Origin of the sequence: Kitasatospora sp. NPDC093806, assembly GCF_040683335.1 — a bacterium.
In the GTDB taxonomy this organism is placed as follows: domain Bacteria; phylum Actinomycetota; class Actinomycetes; order Streptomycetales; family Streptomycetaceae; genus Kitasatospora.
The window spans coordinates 40,431-56,586 of the sequence record NZ_JBFBDO010000034.1; the positions used below are offsets into that span (position 1 = coordinate 40,431).

At 70.1% G+C, this 16,156-nt stretch carries 15 protein-coding genes; 3 read left to right on the forward strand and 12 right to left on the reverse strand.

The genetic code is table 11. The annotated features are described in order from the left end of the window. Nucleotides 1-145: 145 nt before the first annotated feature. On the reverse strand, nt 146-559 hold the full coding sequence (locus AB0N76_RS18505) for a DUF3151 domain-containing protein (RefSeq protein ID WP_363558362.1): 414 nt from the start codon (nt 557-559) through the stop codon (nt 146-148). A 116-nt stretch (nt 560-675) separates the two neighbouring features. Then, the gene (fbaA, locus tag AB0N76_RS18510) at nt 676-1,698 is read right to left on the reverse strand and encodes a class II fructose-bisphosphate aldolase (RefSeq protein ID WP_363558364.1); all 1,023 of its coding nucleotides are present in this window, start codon (nt 1,696-1,698) and stop codon (nt 676-678) included. A 382-nt stretch (nt 1,699-2,080) separates the two neighbouring features. Here fbaA and AB0N76_RS18515 point away from each other — a divergent pair, with 382 nt between their 5' ends. Next, complete coding sequence (locus tag AB0N76_RS18515; protein ID WP_363558366.1) at nt 2,081-2,800, forward strand: VTT domain-containing protein; 720 nt, start codon at nt 2,081-2,083, stop codon at nt 2,798-2,800. 90 nt (nt 2,801-2,890) lie between these two features. Here AB0N76_RS18515 and pyrE read toward each other — a convergent pair whose 3' ends face one another. The 4 genes from pyrE to AB0N76_RS18535 form a co-directional block, all read right to left on the reverse strand. Then, nucleotides 2,891-3,427 (reverse strand): orotate phosphoribosyltransferase, encoded by a 537-nt coding sequence (gene pyrE, locus AB0N76_RS18520; RefSeq protein ID WP_363558368.1) that lies wholly within the window; start codon nt 3,425-3,427, stop codon nt 2,891-2,893. A gap of 101 nt (nt 3,428-3,528) precedes the next feature. Further along, nucleotides 3,529-4,599 (reverse strand): hypothetical protein, encoded by a 1,071-nt coding sequence (locus AB0N76_RS18525; RefSeq protein WP_363558370.1) that lies wholly within the window; start codon nt 4,597-4,599, stop codon nt 3,529-3,531. A gap of 308 nt (nt 4,600-4,907) precedes the next feature. Then, on the reverse strand, nt 4,908-6,557 hold the full coding sequence (locus AB0N76_RS18530; RefSeq protein WP_363558372.1) for a spermidine synthase: 1,650 nt from the start codon (nt 6,555-6,557) through the stop codon (nt 4,908-4,910). 190 nt (nt 6,558-6,747) lie between these two features. Then, nucleotides 6,748-7,275 carry a DUF2617 family protein gene (locus tag AB0N76_RS18535; protein WP_363558374.1) on the reverse strand — a complete coding sequence of 176 codons (528 nt, stop codon included), beginning with the start codon at nt 7,273-7,275 and terminating at the stop codon, nt 6,748-6,750. Nucleotides 7,276-7,902: 627 nt separating this feature from the next. On the opposite strand from AB0N76_RS18535, the gene AB0N76_RS18540 reads away from it, so the two are divergent. Then, complete coding sequence (locus tag AB0N76_RS18540; RefSeq protein WP_363558376.1) at nt 7,903-9,597, forward strand: recombinase family protein; 1,695 nt, start codon at nt 7,903-7,905, stop codon at nt 9,595-9,597. A gap of 224 nt (nt 9,598-9,821) precedes the next feature. Here the strand turns inward: AB0N76_RS18540 and AB0N76_RS18545 are convergent, their stop codons facing one another. Next, complete coding sequence (locus tag AB0N76_RS18545) at nt 9,822-10,055, reverse strand: hypothetical protein (RefSeq protein WP_363558378.1); 234 nt, start codon at nt 10,053-10,055, stop codon at nt 9,822-9,824. A gap of 319 nt (nt 10,056-10,374) precedes the next feature. Here AB0N76_RS18545 and AB0N76_RS18550 point away from each other — a divergent pair, with 319 nt between their 5' ends. Further along, nucleotides 10,375-11,547 (forward strand): phage major capsid protein, encoded by a 1,173-nt coding sequence (locus AB0N76_RS18550; protein WP_363558380.1) that lies wholly within the window; start codon nt 10,375-10,377, stop codon nt 11,545-11,547. Between the two features lie 1,018 nt (nt 11,548-12,565). Here AB0N76_RS18550 and AB0N76_RS18555 read toward each other — a convergent pair. The 5 genes from AB0N76_RS18555 to AB0N76_RS18575 form a co-directional block, all read right to left on the reverse strand. Beyond that, nucleotides 12,566-13,297, reverse strand: a complete 732-nt coding sequence (locus AB0N76_RS18555) for a phosphotransferase (RefSeq protein ID WP_363558382.1) — start codon at nt 13,295-13,297, stop codon at nt 12,566-12,568. Nucleotides 13,298-13,409: 112 nt separating this feature from the next. After that, entirely contained in the window at nt 13,410-13,532 is a 123-nt protein-coding gene (locus AB0N76_RS18560; RefSeq protein WP_363558384.1) for a hypothetical protein, read from the reverse strand. Between the two features lie 104 nt (nt 13,533-13,636). Continuing rightward, nucleotides 13,637-13,873, reverse strand: coding sequence for a hypothetical protein (locus AB0N76_RS18565; protein WP_363558386.1), 237 nt, complete (start codon nt 13,871-13,873; stop codon nt 13,637-13,639). A 195-nt stretch (nt 13,874-14,068) separates the two neighbouring features. After that, entirely contained in the window at nt 14,069-14,200 is a 132-nt protein-coding gene (locus tag AB0N76_RS18570; RefSeq protein WP_363558388.1) for a hypothetical protein, read from the reverse strand. Nucleotides 14,201-14,545: 345 nt separating this feature from the next. Beyond that, entirely contained in the window at nt 14,546-15,772 is a 1,227-nt protein-coding gene (locus AB0N76_RS18575) for a helix-turn-helix transcriptional regulator (RefSeq protein ID WP_363558390.1), read from the reverse strand. Between the last annotated feature and the right edge of the window lie 384 nt (nt 15,773-16,156).

Below are 16,156 nucleotides of genomic sequence, written 5' to 3' on the forward strand. Positions count from 1 at the left end.
AACTGACGTGCACGCCCCCCTCGCGCGCCCCACCCTGGCATGGCGGACCGGTGAATGTCCACATACCGGGTATCCACAAAAGCGACGAAACCGCCCCCACTGCCCTTCCGGGCAACGGGGGCGGCCTGCGGTCCGGCGGTGGGCGTCAGCCCAGGGTGGCGGCGGCGGTCGGCGAGCTGTCCCGGAGGAACTGCGCGCAGCGCTCCGCCTCCTCCTTCTCCTCGATCGCGGCGGCGGCCCGGCCGAGCGCGTGCAGCGCCCGCAGGAAGCCGCGGTTCGGCTCGTGCTCCCACGGCACCGGGCCGTGGCCCTTCCAGCCCGCGCGGCGCAGCGCGTCCAGCCCGCGGTGGTAGCCGGTGCGGGCGTAGGCGTAGGACTCGACGGTGCGGCCGGCCGCGAAGGCGTCGTCGGCGAGCTGGGCCCAGGCCAGCGAGGAGGTCGGGAACTTCGCCGCGACCTCGGCCGGGGAGGCGCCGCCGGCCAGCAGCTCCAGCGGTGCGGGCTCGGCGGGCAGGTGGGTCGGGGGCGGACCCCCGAAGAGGTTCTCGTGAATGGCCATGCCCCCCAGTCAACCACTGGGGGGCACGGCCGCGGACCCTGCCTCCGGCGGGGCCCGCGTCAGGCGGTGCCTTTCGGGCACTGCCGTTCGGGCGGTGCCCTGCCTCAGGCGCTGCCTTACTTCAGGCGGTTGCCGGCCGAGCGCAGCTGCTGGGCGGCCTCGAGCACGCGGGCGGCCATGCCGGCCTCGGCCAGCTTGCCCCAGGTGCGCGGGTCGTAGGTGTTCTTCTTGCCGACCTCGCCGTCGACCTTCAGCACGCCGTCGTAGTTGGCGAACATGTGGCCGGCGACCGGGCGGGTGAAGGCGTACTGGGTGTCGGTGTCCAGGTTCATCTTCACGACGCCGTTCTCCAGCGCGGTGGCGATCTCCTCGGCGGACGAGCCGGAGCCGCCGTGGAAGACGAAGTCGAACGGGTCGTTCTTGCCGTACTGGGTGCCGATCGCGTCCTGCAGCTCGCGCAGCAGCTCCGGCTTCAGGACGACGTTGCCCGGCTTGTAGACGCCGTGCACGTTGCCGAAGGAGGCGGCCAGCAGGTAGCGGCCCTTCTCGCCCAGGCCCAGCGCCTCGGCGGTGCGGACGGCGTCGTTGACGGTGGTGTACAGCTCGTCGTTGATCTCGTGCGTGACACCGTCCTCCTCGCCGCCGGTCGGGGTGATCTCGACCTCAAGGATGATCTTGGCGGCGGCGGCCTGGGCCAGCAGCTCCTGGGCGATCGCCAGGTTGTCGGACAGGGTCTCGGCCGAGCCGTCCCACATGTGCGACTGGAAGAGCGGGTTCTGGCCCTTGGCCACGCGCTCGGCGGAGACCGCCAGCAGCGGGCGGACGTAGCCGTCCAGCTTGTCCTTGGGGCAGTGGTCGGTGTGCAGCGCGACGGTGACGTCGTACTTGGCGGCGACGATGTGGGCGAACTCGGCCAGGGCGACGGCACCGGTCACCATGTCCTTGTTGTGCTGACCGCCCAGGAACTCCGCACCACCGGTCGAGATCTGGATGATGCCGTCACTCTCGGCCTCGGCGAAGCCGCGCAGGGCGGCGTGCAGGGTCTGCGAGGAGGTCACGTTGATCGCCGGGTAGGCGAACTTGCCCGCCTTGGCCCGGTCCAGCATCTCGTTGTAGACCTCGGGAGTTGCGATGGGCATGCGAATCCGCTCCTGTCGGGTTTGCGGCGCACGGACGGTGCTGTCCGACGCTGTGTACGCCTTTGTGACGACTCCGGGGTACCGGGGCCGGTGCGCGGCTCTGCGATGCGGCCAGTCGGTACCCAGGTTCGAGGCAGCGGCCACGGGACGGCGATGAGGGTGTTCGCCACCGCGGACCGGACGCCTGGGCCATCTTCCCAGAATGCCCACCGGGTCCACCATGCGGCCCGCCAGTCGGGACGGGCGGCCCCCGGGGACGACGTGCGACGACCTCCGGGGACGAGGTGCGACGAGCCCGGGGGCGAGGTGCGACGAAAGGATGAGCGGCCGATCGCCCCCCGGGGCGAGGCTTCCGTCAAGGCGGGCCCGCTATTCTGCGCCCGTGGACTACAACCAGCTGGCCGTCAACCTCCTCGACGCCAAATCACTGATCTCGTCCCTCGGTGCCATCGGGCTGATCGCGATCATCTTCGCGGAGACCGGCCTCCTGGTCGGGTTCTTCTTCCCGGGTGACTCGCTGCTCATCATCGCCGGTGTCGCCGCCTCCAGCGCCGCCTCGTCGGTGCTCGGGGACGGTGCGAAGCTCCCGATCGCGACGCTGCTGATCGGTGCCCCGATCGCGGCCATCGCCGGTGCGCAGCTCGGGCACCAGATCGGGGTGAAGGTCGGACCGAAGATGTTCGACAAGCCCGATTCGAAGATCTTCAAGCGCGAGTACGTGCTGAAGGCCGAGGAGTACTTCAACAAGTTCGGGCCCGGCAAGGCCGTCGTGCTCGCCCGCTTCATGCCGATCGTCCGCACCTTCCTGAACCCGGTCGCGGGCACCCTGGACATGCCGGCCAAGACCTTCTTCCTCTGGAACGTGGTCGGCGGCGTCCTGTGGACCGAGTCGATGCTGCTGATCGGCTACTTCTTCGGTGACGCGCTCGCCCCGGTGATCGACAAGTACCTGATCCCGGCGGTGCTGCTGATCGTGCTGCTCTCGATCTCCCCGATGATCGTCGAGGTGATCCGCGAGCGCCGGAAGAAGAAGGCCGGCGGCGCCGAGGAGGAGGGCGCGGAGGCCCTCCAGGCCGGTGGCGGCCGGCACCGGCGCGGCTGAGCCGTCCGACGACGAAGGCCGGGGCCCGGTCCTGTTTCACGTGAAACAGGACCGGGCCCCGGCCGTTCCGATCCGGTCCGGAGGCGGGCCTCAGAGGCCCAGGTCCTCCAGGTTGTAGGCGGTGACGTACGGCAGGCCGGTGGCCTCGACCGCGTCGGCGCCGCCGCGCTCGACGATCACCGCGACGCCGACCACCTCGGCGCCCGCCTCGCGCAGCGCCTCGACGGCGGTCAGCACCGAACCGCCGGTGGTGGAGGTGTCCTCGACCGCCAGCACCCGGCGGCCCTTGACCTCGGGGCCCTCGACCCGGCGCTGCAGGCCGTGCGCCTTGCCGGCCTTGCGGACGACGAAGGCGTCCAGCTCGCGGCCGCGCGCGGCGGCGGCGTGCAGCATCGCGGTGGCGACCGGGTCGGCGCCCAGGGTCAGCCCGCCGACGGCGTCGTACTCCAGGTGGGCGGTGGCGTCCAGCATCACCCGGCCGACCAGCGGGGCGGCCTGGCCGTCCAGCGTGATCCGGCGCAGGTCGACGTAGTAGTCGGCCTCCTTGCCGGAGGAAAGGGTGACCTTGCCGTGGACGACGGCCTTGTCCTTGATCTGTGCCAGCAGGGCGTCGCGGTCGTTGCTCATGAGCGTCCAGTCTAGGCCCTGTCCTCACACTCCCGCCTGCCTGGCGGCCCTCCGGGCGGACGACGCGAGTGTGAGGACAGGGCCTGGCCCTGTCCTCGCCCCTAGCGTCGGCGCAGCGCCCTGACCAGCACCACCGCGCCGCCCAGCAGGGCCACGCCGCCGCCGATCACCCACGGCATCGCGCTGCGGCCGCCGACGCCCGGCACCACGATGCCGCCGGCGTCCCCGCCCCAGCGGGAGGCCGCCCGGGCGCGGGCGCTGCGGGCCGGCAGGGCCGGGGCGTACGGGCCGCGCGGCGGGGCGTGGTCGACCTCTTCGGCGGAGCGGCCGACGATGCTGCGGCGGACCGGGCCGCCGAGCACCGGCTCCTGCTCGTACTCGAAGGGCAGCTCGGCGGGGAGTTCGGCGGTGACCTCCTCCTCGGCCTTGGCGACGGCGTCGTCCTGGCCGGTGGCGGCGGCCTCGTCCTCGTCGTCGTCGGGGCCGGCGATCGGGAGGCCGAAGCGCTCGGCGTCGGCGTCGGAGAAGGCGATCAGGTCGGAGAGGTCGTCGTCGAGGTCGTCGCCGGGCTCGTCCTGGCGGTCCTCCAGGAACACCACGGTGGCGGTGTCCTCGGAGCTGTCCGTGTCGGCATCGGCATCGGCGTCGGTCTCGCGCTCGGCCGCGGTCTCCGGGGGGCTGTCAGCGTCGATGTCCGCGTCGGCGTCCGTGTCGGCGTCCGGCTCGGTGTCCGGGGAGGTCAGGGCGCTGGCGAAACGGTCCAGCAACCGGCGGCCGGTCGCGACGAGCGTCTCGCCGTCGAACTCGGTGAGCCGCCCGGTGGCGCTCAGGTCACCGGTGAAGCGGACCACCGCGGTGCCCTCCTCGGCGCCCTCGGCGACGCTGATCCGGACGGTGGCGGTGGCCTCGCCGCTGCCGCGCGCCTCCTGGCCCTCGGCGAGTGCGGTCAGCACGCCCTCGCGGCCCTCGATCAGGGAGAGCACGCCCTTGTAGGTGATGGTGGAGGTGCCGATCCGCAGCTTCAGCCGCCCGCCGATCTCCTCCGCCGGTCCACTGCCGACGGCGGCCGGTTCGGTGCTCAGCCCCGGCACCGAACGCGCCAGCAACGCCGGATCCTGCAAGGCCTGCCGGACCTGCCCGGCCGGCATCGGGACGACAACCTCATGCTCCATGCCACGGAGCCTACCGACCGAACCCGCACCCGGCCCCGCCCTGTCCCCTACCTGCCGCCGCGCCCCACCCACCAGCCGCCCACCGCCACGGCCGCGCACCCCCTGCCCACCCGCCGGTCGGCCCCCAGGACGCCCTGCCCGCCTGCGGCGTCCGGTCGCCTGCCGCTCCACCGGTCGCGGCCGTCGTTCAGCCCGTACCCCGCACATCGCACGCCGTCGGGTTCGCGCCTCCCTCCACCTTTCAGCGAGTGGGTGGTGGACGGCGATGCGGGCGCCGGCGGGGGCCGATGCGGGCGGCGAAGCGGGCGTCAGCGGGGGCCGAGGAGGGTGAGGGCGGCGGGTGGGTGGAGGGGGCGGAGGGCGGTGAGGCGGGCGGCCGACGCGCGGAGGGCGTCTGTCGTGAGGGCGCGTGGCGGTGGGGCGTCCGGGGAGAGGCTGAGGGGTGGCTGGGCGGCCGCGGCGAGCAGGAAGTCCTGGCTGGCCTCCGGCCCCGGGCGGCAGCTCGCGGTCGCGCTGCCCGCGACCGCGTACGGGACGGTCCGCAGTCCGGCGGCGCGCAGGCCGGACTCGACCTGCCAGAGGCCCTGCCGTCCGGGCTGTTCCTCGCCGCCCCGGACGGCGAGCCGTCCGCCGGGGGCGAGCAGCCGGGTGGTGAGGCCGTAGAACTCCTGCGAGTGGAACTTCACCGGCCCGCCGTCGGCCGGCGCGGGCAGGTCGGCGAGGACGACGTCGAAGGACTGGCCCGGGGCGGGGCGGACGCCGCGCAGCCAGTCGAGCGGGTCGGCCTCGGCGGTCCGCACCCGCGGGTCGTCCAGTGAGCGGCCGGAGAGCGCGGCGAGGCCGGGGTCGGTGCGGGCGAGCCGGGGGAGGGCCGGTTCGGGGGCGACGACCAGCACCGAGCGGACCCCGCTGTGCCGCAGCACCTCGCGCAGGGCGAGCCCGTCGCCGCCGCCGAGCAGCAGGACCCGGGAGTCGGGTCCGGCGGCCATGGCGGGGTGGACGAGGGCCTCGCTGCCCCGGTACTCGTCCGGTCCGCAGACGGCGAGCCGGCCGTCGAGGTAGAGGCGGAGCGGGCCTTCGGCGGGGCCGGTGAGGACGATCTCCCGGTCGCGGCCCTGGGTCGCCGAGCGGATCTGGCCGCCGTAGAGGGCCTGCCGGGCGGCGCGTTCGACGGCGCCGGAGCCGGCGGCGGCCGCGCCGAGCAGGGCGAGGACGAGCGCGCAGCCGCCCCAGAGCAGCAGCCGGACCCGGGGCGCCGGTTCCTCGCGGAAGAGCCAGAGCACGACGGCCGCCCCGGCGACGGCGTTGACGGCGCCGGTGACGAGGGCGCCGTCGCCGGGGCCGAGGGTGGGCAGGATCAGGAACGGGAAGGCGAGGCCGCCGATCAGCGCGCCCACGTAGTCGGCGGCGAACAGGTCGGCGGCGGCCCGGCCGGCGTCCTCGCGGCGGATCCGCTGGATCAGGGTCATCAGCAGCGGGATCTCGGCGCCGATCAGGACGCCGATGAGGCAGGTGAGGCCCACCATGGCGGCCTGGTAGCGGCCGATCCAGGCCCAGCAGGAGTAGAGCGCGAGGACGGAGAGGCCGCCGGTGAGCGCGAGGGCGCATTCGACCAGGGCGAAGGCGGTGGCCGGCCGGCGGGTGAGGCGTTTGGCGAGCAGCGAGCCGAGACCCATCGCGAAGACCATGACGGAGAGCACGACGGAGGTTTGGGTGACCGAGTCCCCGAGCAGGTAGTCGCCGAGCGCCACGAGTTCGAGCTCGTAGACGAGTCCGCAGGCCGCGCAGACGAACGCGGCCAGCAGGACGACGAGCCGGGCGAGCTTGGGGTGGGCGCGGAGCCGGGCCCGACGGCGGGTGGGCAGCGGGGTCAGGCCCCGCCCGGGCCGGGGTGGGCTGCCGTCGTCGAGGTCGAGTCCCGGCTGTGCGGGGGGCGGACCGGCCGGATGGTTGATCACGAACAAACGCTAGGCGACGTTCGGGACGGACGGCTGCGCCCATTCGACGGACAGGGCGGTATCGCAGGTTGACGAATCGTTCCTGCGTACGAATGAAGGGCCATGGGTGGGCCTATGGACGCCTTGCCGGCCCCGGTCCCGGCCCCGGTCCCGGTCCCGGCGGCAGTCCCGGCGGCGGCCCCGTCGGCGGTCATCGGGCGACCACCAGCGAGGACCGGGTGCAGACCAGCTGGCCCTCCTGCGGATAGGCGTGCCAGGTGCGCCAGAGCAGCCGGTCCGCCCCGCCCTGGGTGACCAGCGCGGTGAAGGCGCTCGGGTCGCCGGGGAAGACGCCGGCCAGCCCGCGCGGGTGCCCCTCCACCAGGGCCAGCAACTCCTGGGCGCGGGCCGCGAAGTCGTGCGGCGGCAACGCCTCGATCCGGGCCGCGAACTCGTACTCCCAGCCGTCCACCTGCTTGGCCACCCGGGCCGGCAGCGGGGTCCGGCGGCCGGGCAGGCAGGCGACGGTCTCCAGGCAGCGGCCCGGTCCGGCCACGATCACCACCTGGTGCGAGGCGCCCAGCAGGCGCAGCTGGAGGGTGCCGGACGGGCCGGGGTGGCCGGGGCCGTCGAGTCTCAGGTCGCGGACCGCGAGAGCGGGCAGCGGCTCGCCGCCCAGGCACCAGGCCAGGTCACCCGCGCGGGTGTCCGTGTAGGAGGTCTGCAAAGTGGTGAGCATGCTCGGCTCCGCGTTTCAGCTCCGTGCGCGCCCGCCGTGCAGCAGCGAGTTGGCCTAGGCAAGGGCGAGGCTGTTCGTGGCTGTGCGGTCCAGGGCGCGGCCGACCGTGGAAGGAAGGATTCCGGCTGGAGATTCAGCAGCAGAGAAGCACGAATACGCCGGGTCCGTCGGTGATTTACCCAACTTTGTCAAGCATTCACCGTTTCGAGCACATCTGCTTCCCTGCTCTGATCGACCCGGTGTGCGACTATGCACCGCGCGCGCCCCTGGCCCCCGTTCGCGCGCCGTGCGCGCCGAGCGTGCGCCGTTCGCGCGACGTGCACGCCCCCGGCCCCGGAGCGCCCGGCGCGCGGCACCGGGCAGCCTGCCATCAGGGCACGGCGAATTGCCCGACAGGCAGCAAACATCCAAGCCCGTCAGGTGAGTTGACGAATCGTCAGGGAGTGCGACAGGTCCCGTCGATGGGTCAGGTCCGGTTCAGCCGGGCGAGCCGGGTGACCGCCTCCTCCAGAACCGACACCTGCTTGCAGAAGGTGAAGACGGACGAAGCGACCGGGAGGCGTTGCGCTCCCCAGTGGACGTACCCCCCGCCATCGTCGGCGGGGTCGACGCCACGGGGGGCGCGCGATGACCAAGACCACCGACGCCTTCGGCCGGACGACCGCAAGCGCTGTTCCGTACCGGGTCATTGACCCGAACGGGGACATGGACATCTACGCACGGAAGTCCGTTACCCGAAAGGGAGCACGCAACACCGAGCTGAGCATCAACCAGCAGATCGCCGACGGCATCGCATCGGGTGAGCGCAACGGCTACCGGCCGCGCTACGTCTGGGTGGACAACGGCATATCCGGTAGCAAGGACGTCCACCGCCCCGGCTACGACGCGGGCCTTGCCGCGCTTGAGGCCAGGGTTACCCGCTGCCTGTGGTCCTACAAGCTCGACCGCTTCAGCCGCAAGGGCGCGCTTGCGGTTCTCACGATCATGGACCGGCTCGAAGGCCGCCGGATCATCTTCGGGGCGGACGGGCTCGACACCAGCAAGCCGGGCGACCGCCGCATGATCATGTGGCGTGCGGAGGACGCCAAGGAGTTCTCCGACCAGCTCAGTGAACGCGTGGGCGACACGTGGCGCCACTCGAAGGACGCGGGTTTCTGGCTGGCGTCGAAGGTGCCCTACGGGCTGCGGAAGTCGAAGAAGACCCGCAAGCTCAAGATCGACGACTCTCCGGCCATTCCGGGCCAGGCCGACGGCCCGACCAAGGCCGACGTCGTGCGGAGGATCTTCCGCGAGTGCGAGAGCGGGATCACCGCGCCGAAGGTTGCCCAAGCGCTCAACGCCGACGGCATCCCGTCGCCCGGCGGACGCAAGTGGACGCCGACCCACATCTACAAGATCCTCAAGCACCCCGCCTACATCGGGTTCCAGCCCTCCAGCGACTGGGACGACCGTGAGGATCCGATCCACCGTGACAGCAGGGGGAGGCGGGTCCGGGTCGGCGAGGCGCTGGTCACGGAGGCGCAGCAGAAGCGGGCGCGCGCGAAGATCACTGGTCGGACGGCGCTTCTCGGGGTCCGCCCGACCAAGAAGGGCGTTCGGTCGGTCCCGCGTAGCCGGCTCGCCGGACTCCTGTTCTGTGCAGGCTGCGGGTACGTCATGATCAAGCAGGGCATGTCGTACTCCTGCCGCCACAAGCTCCGGGCCGTCGGCTGCGACAACCCTGCTTCCGTGCTCGCTGAAGGGGCCGAACAGATCGTCTTTGAGGCATGGGTGAGCCGACTCGTCGCCAGTGAACCGGACGATGCTCTGATCGAGGCAGTGGCGGCCCGCTGGCTCGCCTCCAACCGACCAGAGGTGGTGGCCGACCGGAAGGCGCTGCAAGACCGCGTCGACAACGCCAAGGCCGCGCTGGAAGACCTCGTTGCGGCCCGGTACAAGCGCAAGGAGTTCGACGGCCCAGCGGCCGAGTTCTACCCCGGCTTGCTGGCGGAAGCGGAGACCGAGTTGAAGGCGGCACAGAAGGCGCTGAAGGCCGTGCCCGAGCGATCGGCTGACATCGGCTGCCTGTTGGACGCGGTCCTTGTCCGCGAAGCATGGGACCACGCTCCCGTTGAGAAGCAACGCGAGTTGCTGGGCCTGGCCCTCGATGGCGTGTGTGTGCGCCGCAAGTTCGCCGCCGGACGCACGCAAGTGACGCCTGAGCGCTTCCACTTCGCCTGGGCCGGCGAACCTCGCGTCATCGAGCCGGAGCAGCCGAAGAGGAAGAAGGGCAAGAAACCGAAGAAGAAGGCGTCCGCTGCGCAGTTCGAACAAGCCGCCTGACAAACCCCACAGCCCCGGTACGGCTCCCAAGCCTGCCGGGGCTTCTTCATCCCGCAGACGGCCGTACAGCGCGTGCGCGGGTATGCCGGGGCTCATTGTCGGAGCCGTGGTCGTCGTCCTCTTCGAGTTGGAGCCCGACCAAGCGCTTGGGTCCGCACGACGCAACGAGAGCGCCCCGCCGGCGACAGGGAACCGGCGGGACAGCTCGCTGAAGCTGAATCGCCTCAGATGTTGGCATCACCCTCCCAGCCGCTCGCGGATTCCTGGGCGTTGCCCTGTTCGGCGTCCGCCGCCTGGGCGTGGATCTCCACGGGCGCCGAGGCGGGAATGATGTCGTACTGGTGAGCAACGGTCGCCGGACGGTCGCCGCCATTCTCCCCGGCCTGTGCGAGCGCCACACCGGCGCCGACTGTCGCCAGCGCCACCGCTGCCACGCCGACTACTACACGCTTGATCATGATGGATCTCCAGTCTCTGGAAGGGGTCAGTGATCACAGCGAACCGGTGACCGGTATACGTTCGGTCAACGCCAGCCGCGCGGCGTCCGTCGTGACTTGATCGCTCGCCCGGGCTATCCGCATGCGCATGCCTGCCACCCAGCGGGGCCGATGGTGTTTTGGTGTTTAGACCCCTCTTCTCAACACACTAAAGAAATCTCTAAGGCAAGTCAGGATCGACGTCCAAAACGCCAAACCGCCACAGGAAGGGCTTGCGCTCTAGAGGGGGTAGAGTCCGGCCGTACTTTCTTCGGCTGCCCTTCCCAGAGCGGAGTGCTGCATGAACCATGCCGAAATAGCGCAGGTAGCGATAGGCAAGCGCGAGGCTGCGGTAAGGAAGCTTCGCGAGCTTCTCGACAGCGCGAAGGGTCGTTCGCTTGCCAGTGGTGAAAAGAAGCGAGAGCATGAGCTGCTCAGCCTCATTGCCGAGGAGGACGCGAACGCGAAGCGGCATATTGCTGCTGCTGCCGCCGAGGAGTCGGCAATGCGTGCGGCGCACCCGCTTCGCGATGCCGAATTCATAGGTGGCACCGAACGGCTCTCGAAGGCGCCTGCGATCGCCACGCCCGGTGAGCTCATGTATCGCTCGTTGGAAATGTCCCGGGGCATTACCACGACCGGCACCGGCAAGGCGTTCTCTCCGGAGCAGGTGGCGAGGAACTTCGTCGACCTTCTGGCCCCGCAGTCCGTTGTCATGGCGTCCGGTGTCAACCGGGTGGAGACGGACGCCGAGACCTACTCGTTCCCGGTGATCCGCTCGGACTTTTCCGCCGGATTCGTCGGCGAGCTGGACGACCTTCCGACCGGCGGTTTCGGGGCTGAGCCGCTGAAGGTCGCGCCGAAGAAGATCGCCGTTGCCGACCTGATCGCGAATGAGCTGATTCAGGATGGCGGCCCTTCCTTCCTGAATCCCATGGCGAAGTCACTACTGCGGACCGTTGCCCTGGGATTCGACCGGGAAGCCCTGGTGGGTACCGGCAGCGGGAAGGGCTTCGTCGGCATAGCCAACACCGCCGGGATTCAGAAACTTGCCGTTGCGGGTGGGCTCAAGGACCTCGACCCGTTCGTGTCGGCCTTCGGCCTGTTGGAGTCCGCCAACGCGAAGGCGTCAGCAATCGTTATGGCGCCCAAGTCGTGGTCTGCGCTTATGGCGCTGCGCGAGGCGTCTGGTTCGCTCAAGCCTCTTCTGAGCGAGTCGGCCGGCTCTCCGGCTGCCGGCGTTCAGCGGTCGATCCTCGGTGTCCCGGTATGGCTTTCTTCGTTCATGCCGAACGCCGACATTCTCGTGTACGAGGCAGATCAGATATTCGCCGTTTGGCGCAAGGACGCCGGATTCGAGGTCAGTAATCAGTTCGGCTTTCTCAAGGACGGTACGGCGGTCCGTGCGATCGCCCGCGCTGCAATCGCAGTTCCGAACGCTGCCGCCGTCTGCCGGATCACCATTTCCGCCTGATAAGGAGTTCACCGCCATGACCATCTCCAGTACCAGCGAGTCGACCGCTTCCATTCACATGACTGGTTGGATGGGCTACGGCCCGTTCAGTAGTGGCACCCCTTCGCGGACTCTCCAGAACGGGGAGACCTACGAGGTTCCGCAGAGTGAGGCGGAGTGGCTGGTGGACGCTGGCCTGGCCGTACGGGTCTGACCGTGTTCGTCGAGCTGCTGACCGGGCTCCGGATCGACCGGACCCCAGTAGGGGCGGGTATGCGGGTGGTGGTGCCCTCCGACGTCGGGGGGTACCTCATCGCACAGGGCTGGGGACGGAAGGTTGAGACCGGTCACCGGGTCGGTGGTGACCGACAGCTCATTGGTCTCAGCGTCCCCCAACTTCCTGGCACAGATGAGTGGTTGAGCGAGTGGCCGTCGTGGATGCGGCCCGCGTGGATGCAACCGGCCGGACGTGCGCTCCAGGAGGACAGCGATCTGTCTTGGGTTCCCGTCCGGTGCCGCTCGTGCCCACGCTACTCGTACGTGCCGAAGGACAAGCTGCCTGCCGGTACTGAGCGTGATCCGCGCTCGGATGCGTGGCTGGTTCGCTGTGCAGGATGCCGTCGGCATGCCTGATCGTGGCTGCGCTGGGCGGGCGGGGTGCTTCCAAAGCTCCCAGCTTTGCCGTCGCAGCGATCCCGGCCCCAGCTCGCCGTACGCGCCCTGGGTGTGGCGTCGGCCCCAGTCGCCCCCGGTTATCAACTGTCGTGCTGCGTCGGCGAAGCCGTGCTGAGGAGCCCGGCGAAAAGGCACCGTTAAGGGGGCCGAAACGCCCGCTAGGAGGTGCTGAAGCGGCCCTCAGAGCACCGATCTGCCATCCCCCGGGACAGCCTCTCGCTGAGGCTCCCGGGGGCTTTGGCATGTCCGAACGCGCGGAGCCCCGGCTGTCCGTCACGGGAATGAGGTCGGACAGCCGGGGCCATCCCGCCGCACTCGGCGTGCCTTCCTCGGCAGCGGGAGCATGGGGCCCGTCGGTGGTCGGTCAGCGCAGCAGTGCCCGGAACCGGGCGTTTTCCTCCTCGGCGTACGAGCCGAAGCGGGCCGTGGCGCCATCGGTGACCACACGCACGAAAGCGGCTCTATTCGCCTGGGTGGCGTCCTCCCACTCGGGGAAGCCGCTGAGCCACGTACGGGCGTCCCGAGGCTCCCAGCCGTACCCCATGAGTCGGACTGCTGTCTGTGCGGCGTCCACCCACGCGGGGCCGACAGCGGGCATGGCCCAGTCGACCAGGTACCCGCGCTGGGAGGCGATCAAGAGGTTGTGCGGGTTGGTATCGGTGTGCAGCAGCGATGAGCCTTCGAGCGCTTCGGAGTCCCCGGGGCGAAGAACCTGGCGGTACCGTTCGGCCAGCGACGGGACGACTCCGCCGGCGGGGACTCGACAACAGCGAGCGCGCTTGAGCACGTCGGCGACTATCGCCGCGTCTCGCGACTGGGGCGTGAGATCGGCATGTCGGCCGTCCACGTAGTCGAAGGCGATCAGATGCCACTCATCGGCCACGGCTTCCCAGCGCATGGCCGGGCCCACCCTGCCGACCGCTGCGTTGACGGCGGCTTCCGTCCGCTGTGCCTCCCAGCTTCCGGGGTCGGAGACCAGCGCGCCCTTCAAGAACAGCCTCGCGCTCGCGGTCGAGAGGATCAGGGCCGTTCGGCAGGTGATCCCCTCCGGCACCGTTTCGGCGGAGAGCACCCTTCCAGCGTTCTTCTCGACCACCGCCCTTACCGTGCTGGGAAGTTCATCCCAACCGACGTGCGGCTCCATGCTTCGACCCCCTTCGATGAAGGGGAGGGAGCCCCGGTCGGACCCCCTCCCCGAACTCACATGGTCAGCCCTGCGTGGCACCGCACTTGACGCAGCGCATCTTGGCGCTCCACATCTGGTACTGGTGGTCTCCGCCGGACGGGCAGGTGCCGTTCCCCAGGATGTGCGCCGTGATCTTCTGTCGCATGGCCGTACTTCCCTTCATGTAGTTGATGAACCTTGCAGGGGCCCGCTCCGACCGTTCGAAGGTCCGTCGATCGGGGACGGGAGTCATGGGGCGGCGTACTCCGGTCAGCGCCGCCGGTGGTTGGCTTCCCGGGCCCGCGCCAGAAGCAGCGACCGCCGCTGCCGCTCCTCGGCCGTCAGGGGCGTCTCGGTGTGCTCCTCGGGGGTGAGGAGCGGCCGAGGCTCGGTGAGTCGCTCACACTGCCATGGGTGGGCCCTGATCCACTCGAACGGGTCCACCGGTTCGGCATGCTCGGAGAAGCCGTGCAGCGCCGTCTGCGGGTTGTCCTGGTGATCACTCATCCGGGCCCGCCTGAGGGTTCGAGCACTCTCCGTCCTCGGCATGCTGCTTCCGCCAGCGGACCAAGTGCCGTGCAATGGTGGGGTTGTCGTCGGCCGGGTACTGGGCCGCAACGCCGTTGAAGTACTCGCAGGACGGGCACTCGTCCGCGTCCTGGGGTAGCTCCGTGAGCAAGGGGCGGTCCACGTCGTGCAGCGTCACAGCGCACCCCGCTTGTTCGGGCAGTACGGAGCGTGCTCGTCGCGCCTGGCGTGGATGTCCGCCAGGGCTTCGGGGTCCTGCTCCTCCGGCGGGGCCTGGACGAACACCGCTTCCATGCGGTCGAACATGCCGCACATCCGGCACGCCCTCACTGGGACCTCGGGGGTCGCCTCAGGCTGCGTCACGCTGCCCCCCGTCGGGACAGACGGCCGCGCCGCAGGTGCACGGGGGCCACTCCCGAAGGATGCCGCTGCCCGTCGCCCTGGCGGACACCGAGGCGTCGTAGTCACTCAGATCGCCGGCGGCGCCCAGTCGAGATCGGCGCTCGACCTTGTAGTCGGTCAACGTTCGCCACGTGTCATCCGTCGTCATTGCCGCTGGCCCTCCGAAAGCTGAATGCCCGTCACGTCCAATGGACGGTACGGGCATTCGCTTGTTGCAAGGGGGACAAAGTGTCCCCCCACTCGGATGGCCTACGCGGCGATTCCGATTGACTCGGCCAGGGCGACCGCAGATGCCTTCAGCGGCCCCACCGCCTTGCGCTCGATTGCCGCTGCCAGACTCCGGGCGCCGGGCACGTATCGGACCCCCTCCGGTGTGACCGCGACGGCTTGCCCCAGGTAGTGAACGGCGGCAGCCATCTCCTTGCGCTGGTGGTAGCCGTAGGCGATGTCCACCAGCAGGCGAGAGCGCCGTTCGAGTGACGGCACGGTCGCCGGGTCGATGCTCTCCGCGCGCAGCAGTGCTTCCCCCGGGCGCTGTAGGCCGACACCGATGGATACGGCGTGCACGTCCACGTTCGACATGGCGAAAGCACTCTGTGCGTGCCAGTACCCGTCAGGCAGCTTCCGGGCGGTCAGCTCCGCCTCGGCAAGGAAGCGTTCGGCTGGACCGGAGACTCCGTCCAAGCCGTGAGTGCAGGCGGCCTGAAGATTCAACTGCCCGTAGGCGGCGAGGACTTCAGGGTCGCCGGATTCCAGCAGGGGGCGGACGACGGCCATGCCCATCTCGGCCGTACTCACCGCTTCGTCCACGAATCCGGCAGCGCGCTGGCCGATGCTGACGGTCCACGCGCCGAGCGCGAGGGACACCGGGTCGTCGGCGTTCTCCGATGCGTCCCGTGCCCGGTCCAGCGCCATCCAGTACAGCTCCGGCTCGCAGATGTGGGCGAGCAGCCGTTGCACCAGCCGGTAGAGGTCTGCCAGCGCGGCGTACGCCTGCCGCTTCTCGGCGCCGTCGTGGGAGCGGACCGACGCGTGTGCATCCCGTAGGAGGTCGGGGAGGACCGCGCCCACTTCGGTGCGCTGGTGGGCAGACGTGTGCCACAGCCGCCAGGCTTGCTCCACGAGACCCTTGAGGACGTCCGGGGGTGTCACCACGCCCGGCACCGGCTGGAAGCTCACGGAGTGCATGACGGACCGGATCTTGGGCACGGAGATGTGACTGACCTTGCCCGTTCCGGTTGCCGGGATGCTGATCTCGGTGCCGGTGAGGATTGACACGTCATCCACGTGCAGAACCTGGGCCAGCTTGATCAGCATGCCGACACCCCGGATGGGGCGCTCGTTGGTCTCGATCTTCTTGAGCCAGTCGGACGACCGACCGACCAGACCGGCAACCACGGGGCGAGTCATTCCCCGGCGTTCCCGCAGAATGCGGATTCGCTCGCCAGTCGTCAGTTCTGCGGGTAGCTCTGTCATGTGGGGTCTCCCGAGACACGCGCCTAGTCGTGTCAGCGTACGCCCGGGAGCGCACTCTTGACAGGGCAAGATCTGCGGTCGAAGACCGGGTCAGTGCAGATGACGTGTCGCCAAACCGTCTACGTCCACGCCCGATTGCGGGATCAGGGATCGCTTGATCGCTGGACAAGCTCCGCGAAGCGGGATTACCGTTCGAGTCACAACAAAACAGAGACCCCGGCGGGTGCTGGTAACACCCCCGGGGCATGGCCGACGCTTTCGAGGAGCGACGACATGACCCACTTTAGCGCCTGGGCGTATGCCTGGGTGATCTGCACTCTTGTTGCCTTTGCCCTGGCATGGGCAGTCTCAGGGGCCCCTCAGCCGGCCAAGGGCCGACACCGG